An 11,866-nucleotide genomic window follows, 5' to 3' on the forward strand; every position below is an offset into this window, starting at 1 on the left:
AGACTCTGCGATTCCCGGACCTCGCGGCCACTGGAGCAGCGGGCGGAGAAAACGTCCCGGCGGGACCGGACCCGTGCGGGCTGAATCGTGCAGTTCGCCCCGGCGGAAATGGGTAGAACTGCCGATGTATCGCCGGGGGCGGAATCCGTATCTTCCCTATATGGATGCTGCGACGCTCGCCGGTACGGTCTCGACCGTGCTGTTCGCCGCGGCCAATCTGCCGATGGTGGTGAAGGCCGTGCGGTCCGGCGATCTGCGCTCGTACAGCCTCAGCGCGCTCGTGATGGGAAACGTCGGCAACGCCGTCTACACGGTCTACGTGCTGAGCCTGCCGTTCGGGCCGATCTGGATCCTCCACGGCTTCTACCTCACGACAATGGCGATCATGCTCGCGCTCTACGCGGTCTCGGCGCACGCGCATCGGGGTCGCAGAGCGACCACCGGACACGGCGCGATGACGGCGGTAGCATTCGGGCATGGCGGACACGGTCGCCGTGCTCGAACAGGCTCGGGCGGCATACCGGTCCGGTGACTGGGAGACGGCGCGGGAGGCGTTCGAGGGGGCTCGCCGCGACGCCGCGGCCACCGGTGCCGACCTGCGCGCGCTCGCGTCGTGCGAGTGGTGGCTCGGGCGGCAGGACGCCTGCCTCGGGGGCCTGGAGTCGGCCTTCCGTGTGCTCTCCGACGAGCGCGACGCGATGGGCGCGGCCGAAGCGGCGCTCGTCGTCGCGCTCGTACGCCTGATCCGCGCCGAGATCACCGTCGGAACCGCGTGGGTGCGGCGCGCGCGGCGGATCCTCGCCGATCTTCCCGACAGTCGCGGGCACGCCTACGAGGTGTACCTCACGGCGAGCATGGACCTCGACGGAACCGGCGCGCTGTGGCCGGCCGAGAGCGTGTCGCGCATGCGCGAACTGGCCGACGCGCTGCGCCAGCCCGCGGTGTCCGCCTTGAGCGCGGTCGCGGCCGGGATGCACGCGATCCGGGCGGGGCGCACGGCCGAGGGGTTCGCGCAGCTCGACGAGGCGATGCTCTGCGTCGTGTCGGACGAACTCGAGCCGGAGTGGGCGGGCGACGTGCTGTGCACCACCATCCACGTGTGCCATGAGCTCGCCGATTTCCGCCGCATGGCCGACTGGACCCGCGCGACCGAGGCCTGGTGCGCCGCTCGCGGCGCGCACGTCCTCTACGCCGGCGTCTGCCGCGTGCACCGACTTGAGCTCCAGTCCGCGAGCGGGGAATGGGATGCTGCCGAAGCGGCGCTCGAGCGCGCGTGCGAGGATCTCGGATCCGATCACCCTTGGATCGCCGGTGAGGGATGGAACCAGCTCGGCGAGATCCGGCGGCTCCGGGGGGACGCCGCCGGAGCACGCGAGGCTTACCGCCGTGCGAGCGAGGCGGGCATCGACCCGGTCCCGGGAGAGGCGCTGCTGGTGCTCGCGGACGGCGACACCGAACGGGCCGCGGCGATGATCGCCGCCGCGCTCGAGCAGCGGGACCGCATGGGTCGCGCGCGGCTGCTGCGTCCGGGGATCGAGATCGCTCTCGCGGACAGGCGGCCTCGGGAGGCCGAGCACCTGCTCGACGAGCTCGAGGACGACGCGCGAGCCTTCGGCAGCGACGGGTTCCACGCGTGGGCGGCCCACGGGCGCGGGATGATCCTGATCCAGGCGGGCGATGCTGCGGGCGCGGTCGGCCGGCTGCACGCCGCCCTCGACCTCTTCCGGCGCTTGGGGCAGCCCTGGGAGCAGGCGAACGTGCTCTGCTGGCTCGCCACCGCGCAGGAGCTCCGCGGAGAGCCGGCGCTGGCCGCGCAGCTGCGGGAGCAGGCGGGCGCGATCTTCGAGCGCCTCGGCGCGCCACCGGTTGTCGTGCGATCCGCGGCTGCCGACGACGGCGGGCCGCTGACCGCCAGGGAGCGCGAGATCGTCGAGCTCGTCGCGCAGGGCAGGGCCAACAGGCAGATCGCCGACGAGCTCTTCATCAGCGAGAAGACCGTGAGCCGGCACCTCGCGAACATCTACGTGAAGCTCGACGTCGGCTCGCGCACAGCCGCCGCCGCATGGTGGCGCGAGCATGCGGGCAAGCGCGTTCGGTGATGGGCCCTGCATCGAATGGTGCAGACGCGCCGGGCGGATCTGCGAGGTTCTGCCGACGTGGCGGCTCCCTCACGCTCCGTAGCGTCGGGGCCAGACATCAGACGGAGCACTCGTGAAGGAGGACAAGATGTCAACGACCACCGAGTCCGAGGTGAAGACCGAGACCGGGGCCACCGCGGCCTTCGCCGACCGGATCATGGAAGCCACGCTCGGCTGGATGGACCTCATGGCCGTCCACCTCGGCTCGCAGCTCGGCTGGTACGCCGAGCTGTCGCGGGCCGACGGGCTCTCCGCCGACGAACTCGCCGGGCACACGCACACCGACCCGCGGTACGCGCGCGAGTGGCTCGAGCAGCAGTCCGCGACCGGCATCCTGCGCGCGGATGAGAGCACTGATCCCACCGCCCGGCGGTTCCGCCTCGGGCCGGGTGTCGCCGAGGTGCTGCTCGACCGGCGGAGTCTGTCCTACCTCGAACCGCTCGCTCGGATGGCGGCGGCCTCGGGGACCCAGATCGACGCCCTCCTCGACGCCTACCGCACCGGTGGCGGCGTCAGCTGGGAGCAGCTCGGCCGGCACGCCCGCGAGGCGCAGGCCGACATGAACCGGCCGTGGTTCGATGATCTGCCCGACCTCTTCGCGGGGATCGGCCGGCTCGATGCCGTGCTCCGGCGCCCTGATGCCCGCATCGCAGACCTGGGCTTCGGCGGCGGCTGGTCCTCGATCGCCCTGGCGAGGGCGTACCCGCAGCTGCGCGTGGTCGGTCTCGACATCGACGAGGCCTCCGTCGAGGCGGCCCGGCAGAACGCCGCTGAAGCCGGGGTCGCCGACCGCGTCGAGTTCCTGTTGTGCGACGCGGCGCTCGTCGCCGAGTACGGCCCGTTCGACGCCGTCTTCGCGTTCGAGTGCCTGCATGACATGCCGAATCCCGTGGAGGTGCTTTCGGCGGCGCGCGCCGCGGTGAGCGACGACGGCATGGTCGTCATCATGGATGAGGCCACCGACGAACGCTTCGCCGCGAACGCGAGCGAGCTCGAACGACTGCTCTACGGATTCAGCCTCTTCGTCTGCCTGCCCGACGGTCGCTCGCACGCACCGAGCGCCGCCACCGGGACGGTGATGCGCCCCTCGACCCTCCGCGGCTACGCGCGTTCGGCGGGGTGGTCCGATGTCCAGGTGCTGGTCCCCGAGTTCGGCCTCTGGCGCTTCTACGAGATCGTCTGACCCGTGGCGGCCCTGCCGCGAGTTCATCGCGGCCGGGCTTGCGGGATCGCGATCCTGCCGCATTCGCCACCGTTTGCAGGACTGTTCCGGATGCCGCGCGCGACGGCCACCGCGATACCGCGGCGTTGGTCGCGCTCGCCGCGATCGGTCCTGAGGACGGTCGGGGCCATGGGACACAATGGGCGCATGGCCGACGCCGACGAACAGCTCGACGCGATCGCCGCCGAGCTCTACGCCCTCCCGCCAGCGGAGTTCACGGCCGCCCGCAACGCGCGTGCCGGGCTCGCGGCGCCGGCGCTCGCCAAGCGGCTCAAGGCGCTGCGCAAGCCCACCGTCTCGGCGTGGGCGGTCAACCTGCTCGCCCGCGACGGACAGCTCGCCGATGCGGTGGAACTGTCGGCCGCCCTCCGCGAAGCGCAGGACGACCTCGACGCCGCCGAGCTGTCACGCCTCGGCCGCCAACGACGTCAGCTGGTGGCCGCCCTCGCGAAGCAGGCGGTCGGGCTCGCCGAAGAGGCGAGCGGTACCCTCAGCACGGCGGCGCGCGACGACGTCGAGAAGACGATCAACGCGGCAGTGATGGATGCCTCGGCCGCGGCCGCCGTCCTGACCGGCCGGCTCGTCAAGCCGCTGGAGGCGGGCGACATCGAGCCGGCGGCGCTCGCCGACGCCGTGGGCGGGTCGCTCCCCGGAGCGGTGGCCGCGCCCCCGCGCGACGACCTCGCCGAGCGCCGGGCGCGCAAGGCGGCGGAGAAGGCCGCGCGCGAGGCGGAGCGCCTCGCGAACGAGGCGGAGCGTGAGCTCGCCCGCGTCGACGCGCGTCGCGCGAAGGCGCAGGAGCGGGTCGACCACGTGCGGGAGCGCATCGACGACCTCCGCCGCGACCTCGCCGCCCTCGAAGCCGACGAGCGGGCGGCCGTGGAGAAGCTCGACGCGGTCGAGGTCGAACGGTCCGCGGCGGCAGTGAAGTCCCGCGACGCCGCCGAGGCGTCCGAGCGCGCGCAGCGGGTCCTCGACGACGCATGAACGGCCGCGGTCGCTGGGCCGCCGCGTCCGCCTCTCACAGGACTCTCGTAGAACCGCCGCCTAGCCTGAACGGCATGGCGACTCCCGCACCTCTGGTGCCCGCGACGGCGTCCGATGAGGGTGAGATCACGGTCTCACCGAGCGAGCTCCGGGAGCTCCGGGACGAGCTGCAGCGCTTCATGATGGAGTACCGGTTCGGCCTGCAGGAGGTCGAGACGAAGATCGGCATCCTGCGCGACGAGTTCCTGCTGACGCACGACTACAACCCGATCGAGCACGTCTCGAGCCGTGTGAAGTCGCCCGACAGCCTGGTCGAGAAGGTGCAGCGCAAGGGCATCGACGGGGACTTCGCATCGATCCGCCGGAGCATCACCGACATCGCCGGCATCCGCATCACGTGCAGCTTCACCGCCGACGTGTACCGCCTCTTCGACCTGCTGACCGCACAGGACGATGTGCGCGTCCTCCAGGTCAAGGACTACATCGCGTCGCCGAAGTCCAACGGGTACAAGAGCCTGCACGCGATCCTCGAGGTGCCGGTGTTCCTGTCGACCGGGCGCATCGAGGTGCCCGTCGAGGTGCAGTTCCGCACTATCGCGATGGACTTCTGGGCGAGCCTCGAGCACAAGATCTACTACAAGTACGCGACGCGCGTGCCCGACGAGCTGCTCGAGAGCCTCAAGGACGCGGCCGAGACCGCCGCCGAACTCGACGCCCGCATGGAGCGTCTGCACCGGCAAATCCGAGGGGGCGGCGCGGGCCAGGTCGCTCCCGTCGCCGTCCGCGAGATCGCCGCCGTGCCGGCTTCCGCCGAGACGGATCCGGATGCTGCGGCCCCGCGCCGCGACGACTCCGACATCCGCCCGGTCTGAGGTCCACGTCCCGGACGGACGAACCAGGAGGCTGCGTCCTGCGGCGCGGTGGTCAGCTCGCCAGGACGGCAGCGGTGCTCTCGAGGTAGTCGTCGACCGTGCGGGGCCCGAAGACCGCACTGTTGGCGATATAGCCCTGCGCGAGGGCGGCGATCGAACGTGCGGTCGCTGCGGCGAGGGCCGCGGCATCCGTCTCGTCGGTCGTCCGTGAGCGCGCCCACGGTCCGATGGCAAGGGCGAGCGAGGCGCGCAGGCGTCCGGCGGTGCGCAGCATCTCGTCGTGGACGCCGGGCTCGACCATCGCCTCCCCCCAGAACTGCAGGATGAGCGAGGGCGACAGCCCCACTTCCGCGAACATCGAGAGCATGCCCTGAAGCGCCTGCCGCGGCGTCACCATCTGGCCGCGCTGCCCGGCGTCCTCGAGGGCGTCGATGCGGGGGAGCAGGTAGCGACCCACGACGTAGCGGGCGAGTTCGGCCTTGTTCGTGAAGTGCGAGTAGATCGCGCCGGTCGACAGGCCCGACTCGGCGACGATGTCGGCGATGGACGTGTCGCGCACTCCGTTGCGCTCCAGCACGCGCAGCGCGGCCCGCGCGATCTCCTCGCGGCGGGCCTCACGGTATTCCTCCGACACCTTGGGCATGGAAACAGAATACCGATTCTGTTATTCTCGCAAAAAGAACCGTCATTCTTTTTAGGAGGCCGCGATGAACGCTCATCGTGACGCAGCATCGGTGGATGCCGCACCCGCACGCCCCACGAAGTGGGGTGTCGCCGCGTTGTTCGGACTGCTCGGCTCCGTGATCGTCGCCGTCATCGTGATGGCGTTCGTCTGGCCCGCGGCGACCTCGCAACCGCAGAACCTGCCCGTCGGCATCTCGGGACCCGCCGAGGCCGTGACCGCCGTCGAGGACAAGCTCGCTGAACAGAACCCCGCGCCGTTCGACCTCCACGAGGTCGATACGCGCGACGACGCGGTGTCGCAGATCGAGTCCCGCGAGCTGTACGGCGCGATCCTGCTGGGCGACGAGCCCGAGGTGCTCATCGCGACGGCGGCGAGCCCCGTCGCGGCGCAGGCGCTGCGCGGAGTCGCCACCCAGCTGCAGTCGCAGATCGACACGGCCGCCAAGACCGCGCTGACCGACCGGCTCAGCGCGATCGTCGGAGCGCTGAAGTCGGGGCAGATGCCGCAGCTGCCCGACGGCGCCTCGGGTGCCGCGCCGGTGATCCCCACGGTCACCGTCACCGACGTCGTGCCGCTGGCAGACGGCGACAGCACGGGCGCCGGACTCGCGGCATCCGTCTTCCCGATGGTGCTGGGCGGCATGGTCGGCGGCATCCTGCTGACGCTGCTCGTGCAGGGGGTCGTGCGCCGACTGGTGGGGCTGGTCGTCTTCGGCATCGCCGCGGGCGCCCTGATCGCGCTGGTGATGCAGACCTGGTTCGGCATCCTCGCCGGGGACTGGCTGCTCAACGCCGCCGTGCTGGGCCTGGGCGTGACGGCGACCTCGGCGCTCATCGTCGGGCTCGCCGCGCTGATGGGTCCTCCCGGCATCGCCGTCGGCGCGGTCATCACGATGTTCATCGCCAACCCGATCGCCGGCGCCGCACTGCCGCCGCAGTTCCTTCCCGAGCCATGGGGCGCCGTGGGCCAGTTCTTCGTCCCGGGTGCATCGGCGAACCTGCTGCGATCGGTGATGTACTTCCCGGATGCCTCGACCTGGGCGCAATGGACGATCCTGGTCGCCTGGCTCGTCGGCGGCGTGATCCTCGCGCTCATCGGCCACCAGCGGAACCGGGCCGAGTTCACGCCGCCCGAGCGGCAGCTGGAGCACTGAGCCCTCTGCGATCCCACGAAGACCGAGCCGTGGGCGAGCCTGCTCGAGGCGAACTCGGCGGGGGCGACCGCCTTCGACGCCCCGCTGCTCCTGGCGCGGGGCTCGAGAACGAGCTCGTCGTGGCGTCCGACAGGACGGAGTTCGCACAGCACGAGGCCGACCTCGGTAGGGACGTGACGCACCACGAGATCCGGTGCGCGAACCATGGGACCGTGGCCCATCCGGCACTGCCGGCGATGCTCCGCTGACTCGACAGGGTCTCGGCGGGGCGACCCCGCGTGGCTAGTCTGTTCGCGTGGACGGTCTCACACCCTCGACGCTCCTGCTGATTCCGCTGCTGGGGTTGCTCGCCCCGATCCTGGCCCGAGGCCTCGGGCGCTGGGTGCGCGTGCCGGTGGTGGTGTTCGAGCTCGTGCTCGGCATCCTGATCGGGCCGGCGGTCCTCGGATGGGCGGGGCCGAGCGCCTTCGTCGACACGCTGGCCAACTTCGGACTCGCGATGCTGTTCTTCGTCGCCGGCACCGAGATCGAGTTCGGATCCTTCCGCGGGCGCCTCGGGCGTCGCGCCTCGCTCGGATGGATCATCAGCCTCGCCGCGGGCATCGCCGCCGGCTGGCTGCTCGCGCCCGGGGAGGCGGCGATCGTGATCGGCGTCGCGCTGTGCTCGACGGCGCTGGGCACCCTCCTGCCGATCCTGCGGGACGCCGGCGAGCTGCGGACCCCGTTCGGCCGCGCTGTCGGCGCGATCGGCGCCGTCGGCGAGTTCGGGCCGCTCATCGCGATCTCGATCTTCCTCGGCGGCCGCGAGCCGGGTCTGTCCACCATCGTCCTCGCGCTCTTCGCCGCGTTCGCCGGGCTCGCGATCTGGCTCGCGTTCCGGGTGCCGCGCGGCGCGATGCACTCGTTCGTGAATTCGACGCTGCACACGTCCGGGCAGTTCGCGATCCGCGTCGTGTTCGTGATCCTCGCCGCCCTCGTCGCGCTCAGCGTCGTGCTCGACCTGGACATGCTGCTCGGGGCCTTCACCGCCGGCATCATCTGGCGTCTGCTCATGCGCGATGCCTCCGAGCACGACCGTCACGCCGTCGAGAGCAAGATCGAGGGCGTCGCGTTCGGCTTCCTCGTGCCGATCTTCTTCATCTACACCGGCATCACGTTCGACCTGCAGGGCCTGCTCGAGGACCCGGTGCTGTTCTGGCTGGTGCCCGTGGTTCTCGTCGGGCTGTTCGTCGTCCGCGGGCTGCCGTCGACCCTTGCCGCGCCCGAGGGGTCTTCCCGCCGCGAGCGCCTCTCGATCGCGCTCCTCGGGGCGACCGGACTGCCGATCATCGTCGCGGTGACCCAGATCGGCGTGGACGAGAAGATCCTCGACACGACGCAGCAGACCGTGCTCGTCGCCGGCGGCATGCTGTCGGTGCTGCTGTTCCCGCTCGTCGGCATGGCGCTGCGCGGCGAGAAGCTGAAGGCCACGCCATCCTTGATGGACGACATGGCGTGAGCACCCTCGAGCTCCTCGATGCCGCACGCTCGCGGCTCGCCGACGCGCCGCGCGAGGCCCTCGGCGAGATCGTCGTGCCCAGGCGCTTCCTGGGGGTGGCGCGTGCGCCCCGCATCGAGCGCCGCGGCGCGGCATGGCACCTCGGCGTGCTGCTGCTCACCGACGACGCCGTCTTCGCCACCGGCGACGTCCTCCGCGCCCGCCAGGAGGCCCGACGCGGCTACACCGCGGAGTCGCAGCGGCAGCGCGCCGAGCTCGCCGCCGCCGCACGCCGGGGCGGCTTCGCGGAGGGCGAGACCGTGCACATCGGATGGCGGATGCTGCAGCCGGGCGCCGTGGACAGGGGCGAGGCATCCGCCCCGCTGTTCTGCTCCGATGGCGTGCCCAGCGTGAGATGGAGCGCCGCCGGCGGACTCATGCCGCTCGAGGCGTACCTCTTGGAGCGGGTCGCGCTGCTGCTCGACCCGTCGCGCGGCGCGTGAGGCAGACCGATATCGGCCGCTGGTCCCGATGTCAATACCACTCGCCGAGGTGTGGCACCCGTCCTACCGTGTGAGCATGACCGCCAAGGACCTCGCCCGGCAGATCATCGTCATCAGCGCGTTCTGCTTCATGATCGTGGCCGCGATGGTCGGCACCGGCCTGTTCGGCGGAACGCCGGTCCAGGCGTTGCAGGACGGCGCGCTCGACCAGGACGGCTCGTACCTCGCGCCGGCGCGGCCGGCGTTCTCGATCTGGACCGTGATCTACGTCGGGCTGCTCGCCTACACGGTGTGGCAGGCGCTGCCGCGTCAGCGTGGCAGCGAGCGGCAGCGGGCGCTCGGGTACCTCATCGCGGGAACGATGGTACTGAACGGGCTGTGGCTCGTGACGGCCCAGTTCGGGTCGCTCGCCCTCACGGTGCTCGCGATCATCGTGCTGCTCGCGCTCCTGGGCGTCACGTTCAGCCGCACCGTCATCGAGCCCGCCGACGGCTGGGCCGACCGGCTGCTCGTCGACGGAGTCACGGGCCTGCACCTCGGCTGGGTGACGCTCGCCACCGTCGCGAACGTCACGGCCTGGCTGACCTCGATCGGACCGCCCGAGTGGGAGGCGTCGGCGGATCTGTGGGGTGTCGTCGTGCTCATCGCCGTCGCCGTCATCGGACTCGGGATCGAGATCGCGAGCCGCTGGCGGCTCGGGCCGGCGCTCGCGCTCGCGTGGGGGCTGGTCTGGCTCGCGGTCGGCCGGCTGGAGGGTGAGCCGCACAGCACCGCGATCGGGGTGACGGCGATCGTCGTCGCCGCCGTGATCCTCGGTACGGCGCTGATAGGCACCGCGGCGCGGGAGCTGACCTCGGTCCGAAACGCCGAGGTGTGATCAGGCGGCCGCGAAGCGGTCGGCGAACGCCCGCAGCAGACGCGTGGGCTCCGTCACGGATGCCGAGAGCACGCGTCCGGCGATCGTGTCGTAGTCCGCGGAGTCGAAGTAGCCGTCGTCGCGGTACACCGCCATGCGCTCGGTGAACGCCTTCGTGGTCGGCTCGGGGTGGAACTGGGTCGCGTAGAGGCGGTCGCCCACACGGTACGCCTGGACGGGGCATCCGTCGTTGCTCGCGAGCAGGACCGCTCCCGGCGGCAGGCTCTCGGTCCCCTCCTTGTGGGCGGTGAGTGCGGTGAATCGATTCGCGAGGGCGCCGAACAGCGGGTCGGCCGATGCCTGCCCCGTGAGCTCGACCGCCACAGGGCCGGTGTCCTCGGGGAACGCACGGCTCACGGTGCCGCCGAGAGTGCGGGTGGCGATGCCGATGCCGTAGCAGGTGAAGAGGGCGGCCGGACCGTCGCCGGTCGCGGTGCGCTCGGCGATGCGCGCGAGGGCCGCCTCGAGGCGCCTTTGCGCGTCGGTCTTGGTCGCCTCGGGGTCGGTGACGTTGAACGGACTGCCGCCCACGAGGAAGCCGGCGTAGCGCTCGAAGACGTCGTCGGGAAGCGGTTCGCGCACCAGGTCGTGGCGGGCGAGGCGGCTCTCATCGAGGTGCATCGCGGTGCGGAAGGACTCGTATTCGGCGGCCGCCGCACCCAGCTGCGGCCGCACGCAGACATAGAGCAACGGCGCGGTCGTCATGCACGAAGTCTAGGTCTCCGCTCACGGACGCTGCGAGACGGCTGAAATCCTCTGTCTTCACCGGGTATTCGTGTATCAAATCGCCACTATCGCGCTCGGGCATGGTGTGGACAGAATGGGCGCTATGACGCAGGCTGGCGCCGAACCATCCGTCGACTCCGTGGAGCCGGCCCGATGGGAGCGCGCCGCCGCACTCTTCGTGCGGTGGCGAGAAGGCGACAGTCGTGCGATGGACGAACTCGTCCGCCTGATGACGCCGCCGCTATGGCACGTCGTGAGGGCGTACGGGCTCGACCATTCGTTGGCGCAGGACGTCGTGCAGACGACCTGGCTGACGCTCGTGCGCCGTCACGAGACCATCAACGACCCGCTCGCGGTGTCGGGGTGGCTCACGATGTGCGCGCGCCGCGAGGCGTGGCGGGTCGGCAAACAGCATCGGCGTGCCGATGCGACCGAGGCCGAGTCGCTCGAACCGCACCTTCCGGTCCACGAATCCGCCGAGCAGACCGCCGCGCAGGACGACGAGACCCGTCGCCTCTGGACAGCGGTCGGAACGCTCAACGAACGATGCCAGCGTCTGCTGCGGATCGTCGCGTTCGAAGACCGCCCCGACTATGCCCGCATCGCCGAAGACCTCGCGATGCCCATCGGATCGATCGGACCGACCCGCCAGCGCTGCCTCGCAAAGCTACGCGCCGTACTCGAGGGCGACGGATGGAGAGGTGACGACGATGGAAATTGAGGACTTCGCGGCCGACGCCGCGCTCTTCGCACGAATGCGGCGCATGTGGGAGGACGTCGACCCCGTGCCGGCGGACCTGGTCGACCAGATGGTGGCCGCGGTCGCCGTCGAGGACCTGTCACGGGAGTACGCCCTCCTGACACTTGTCGAAGGCACGTTCGCGGCCGTGCGCGGCGAGAGCGACACAGCGACGCTCCAGTTCAGCGACGGCACGACCAGCGTGCTGCTGCATGTGACCGCCACCGAGGGCGGCGACCGGCGCGTGGACGGATGGGTGGACGCCACCGCCCTCGCCATTCGTCTCATCCAGGGCGACCGGGAATGGTCGGCCGAACCGGGCGAGCACGGACGCTTCGCCTTCGACGAGGTCACGCCCGGGGTGGCGCGGCTTCGCCTGGTGGTGCGCGACGCCGACGGTGCGATGCGCGACTTCCAGACCCCGCAGTTCGAAGTCTGACAAGCAGTT

General features: G+C 71.1%; 13 protein-coding genes. 11 read left to right on the plus strand and 2 right to left on the minus strand.

Features of this window, described 5'->3' with window-relative positions; genetic code table 11:
• Positions 1-160 precede the first annotated feature (160 nt).
• From RS82_RS16225 to RS82_RS16245, 5 genes are all read left to right on the plus strand, one after another.
• The gene (locus tag RS82_RS16225) at positions 161-532 is read left to right on the plus strand and encodes a hypothetical protein (protein WP_211255953.1); all 372 of its coding nucleotides are present in this window, start codon (positions 161-163) and stop codon (positions 530-532) included.
• Positions 477-2,099 carry a LuxR C-terminal-related transcriptional regulator gene (locus RS82_RS16230; RefSeq protein WP_045301330.1) on the plus strand — a complete coding sequence of 541 codons (1,623 nt, stop codon included), beginning with the start codon at positions 477-479 and terminating at the stop codon, positions 2,097-2,099. Before RS82_RS16225 ends, RS82_RS16230 begins: the two co-directional genes overlap by 56 nt.
• Positions 2,100-2,226: 127 nt before the next feature.
• On the plus strand, positions 2,227-3,321 hold the full coding sequence (locus RS82_RS16235) for a class I SAM-dependent methyltransferase (protein WP_045301658.1): 1,095 nt from the start codon (positions 2,227-2,229) through the stop codon (positions 3,319-3,321).
• A 186-nt stretch (positions 3,322-3,507) separates the two neighbouring features.
• Positions 3,508-4,347, plus strand: a complete 840-nt coding sequence (locus RS82_RS16240) for a transposase (protein WP_045301332.1) — start codon at positions 3,508-3,510, stop codon at positions 4,345-4,347.
• A 74-nt stretch (positions 4,348-4,421) separates the two neighbouring features.
• Positions 4,422-5,219: a GTP pyrophosphokinase gene (locus tag RS82_RS16245; protein WP_045301335.1), complete on the plus strand. Its 798-nt coding sequence runs from the start codon at positions 4,422-4,424 to the stop codon at positions 5,217-5,219.
• A gap of 52 nt (positions 5,220-5,271) precedes the next feature.
• Here the strand turns inward: RS82_RS16245 and RS82_RS16250 are convergent, their stop codons facing one another.
• On the minus strand, positions 5,272-5,862 hold the full coding sequence (locus tag RS82_RS16250) for a TetR/AcrR family transcriptional regulator (RefSeq protein ID WP_045301336.1): 591 nt from the start codon (positions 5,860-5,862) through the stop codon (positions 5,272-5,274).
• A gap of 64 nt (positions 5,863-5,926) precedes the next feature.
• On the opposite strand from RS82_RS16250, the gene RS82_RS16255 reads away from it, so the two are divergent.
• From RS82_RS16255 to RS82_RS16270, 4 genes are all read left to right on the plus strand, one after another.
• Positions 5,927-7,057: an ABC transporter permease gene (locus RS82_RS16255; protein WP_052676885.1), complete on the plus strand. Its 1,131-nt coding sequence runs from the start codon at positions 5,927-5,929 to the stop codon at positions 7,055-7,057.
• 295 nt (positions 7,058-7,352) lie between these two features.
• The gene (locus RS82_RS16260; protein WP_045301337.1) at positions 7,353-8,555 is read left to right on the plus strand and encodes a cation:proton antiporter; all 1,203 of its coding nucleotides are present in this window, start codon (positions 7,353-7,355) and stop codon (positions 8,553-8,555) included.
• Positions 8,552-9,037: a hypothetical protein gene (locus RS82_RS16265; RefSeq protein ID WP_045301339.1), complete on the plus strand. Its 486-nt coding sequence runs from the start codon at positions 8,552-8,554 to the stop codon at positions 9,035-9,037. Before RS82_RS16260 ends, RS82_RS16265 begins: the two co-directional genes overlap by 4 nt.
• A gap of 76 nt (positions 9,038-9,113) precedes the next feature.
• Positions 9,114-9,914, plus strand: coding sequence for a tryptophan-rich sensory protein (locus tag RS82_RS16270; protein WP_045301341.1), 801 nt, complete (start codon positions 9,114-9,116; stop codon positions 9,912-9,914).
• Here RS82_RS16270 and RS82_RS16275 read toward each other — a convergent pair whose 3' ends face one another.
• Complete coding sequence (locus RS82_RS16275; protein WP_045301343.1) at positions 9,915-10,658, minus strand: glutamine amidotransferase-related protein; 744 nt, start codon at positions 10,656-10,658, stop codon at positions 9,915-9,917.
• Positions 10,659-10,782: 124 nt separating this feature from the next.
• Here RS82_RS16275 and RS82_RS16280 point away from each other — a divergent pair, with 124 nt between their 5' ends.
• Both RS82_RS16280 and RS82_RS16285 read left to right on the plus strand, forming a co-directional pair.
• The gene (locus tag RS82_RS16280; protein WP_045301345.1) at positions 10,783-11,400 is read left to right on the plus strand and encodes an RNA polymerase sigma factor; all 618 of its coding nucleotides are present in this window, start codon (positions 10,783-10,785) and stop codon (positions 11,398-11,400) included.
• Positions 11,390-11,857: a hypothetical protein gene (locus tag RS82_RS16285; protein WP_045301662.1), complete on the plus strand. Its 468-nt coding sequence runs from the start codon at positions 11,390-11,392 to the stop codon at positions 11,855-11,857. Before RS82_RS16280 ends, RS82_RS16285 begins: the two co-directional genes overlap by 11 nt.
• The last annotated feature ends 9 nt before the right edge of the window (positions 11,858-11,866 follow it).

It is taken from the genome of Microbacterium trichothecenolyticum (genome assembly GCF_000956465.1).
Taxonomy (GTDB): domain Bacteria; phylum Actinomycetota; class Actinomycetes; order Actinomycetales; family Microbacteriaceae; genus Microbacterium; species Microbacterium trichothecenolyticum.

What these genes read in the sequence shown, in the direction of transcription:
- RS82_RS16225 (WP_211255953.1), top strand. Translation starts at nt 161, where the DNA reads ATGGATGCTGCGACGCTCGCCGGTACGGTCTCGACCGTGCTGTTCGCC.
- RS82_RS16230 (WP_045301330.1), top strand. Translation starts at nt 477, where the DNA reads ATGGCGGACACGGTCGCCGTGCTCGAACAGGCTCGGGCGGCATACCGG.
- RS82_RS16235 (WP_045301658.1), top strand. Translation starts at nt 2,227, where the DNA reads ATGTCAACGACCACCGAGTCCGAGGTGAAGACCGAGACCGGGGCCACC.
- RS82_RS16240 (WP_045301332.1), top strand. Translation starts at nt 3,508, where the DNA reads ATGGCCGACGCCGACGAACAGCTCGACGCGATCGCCGCCGAGCTCTAC.
- RS82_RS16245 (WP_045301335.1), top strand. Translation starts at nt 4,422, where the DNA reads ATGGCGACTCCCGCACCTCTGGTGCCCGCGACGGCGTCCGATGAGGGT.
- RS82_RS16250 (WP_045301336.1), bottom strand. Translation starts at nt 5,862, where the DNA reads ATGCCCAAGGTGTCGGAGGAATACCGTGAGGCCCGCCGCGAGGAGATC.
- RS82_RS16255 (WP_052676885.1), top strand. Translation starts at nt 5,927, where the DNA reads ATGAACGCTCATCGTGACGCAGCATCGGTGGATGCCGCACCCGCACGC.
- RS82_RS16270 (WP_045301341.1), top strand. Translation starts at nt 9,114, where the DNA reads ATGACCGCCAAGGACCTCGCCCGGCAGATCATCGTCATCAGCGCGTTC.
- RS82_RS16275 (WP_045301343.1), bottom strand. Translation starts at nt 10,658, where the DNA reads ATGACGACCGCGCCGTTGCTCTATGTCTGCGTGCGGCCGCAGCTGGGT.
- RS82_RS16280 (WP_045301345.1), top strand. Translation starts at nt 10,783, where the DNA reads ATGACGCAGGCTGGCGCCGAACCATCCGTCGACTCCGTGGAGCCGGCC.
- RS82_RS16285 (WP_045301662.1), top strand. Translation starts at nt 11,390, where the DNA reads ATGGAAATTGAGGACTTCGCGGCCGACGCCGCGCTCTTCGCACGAATG.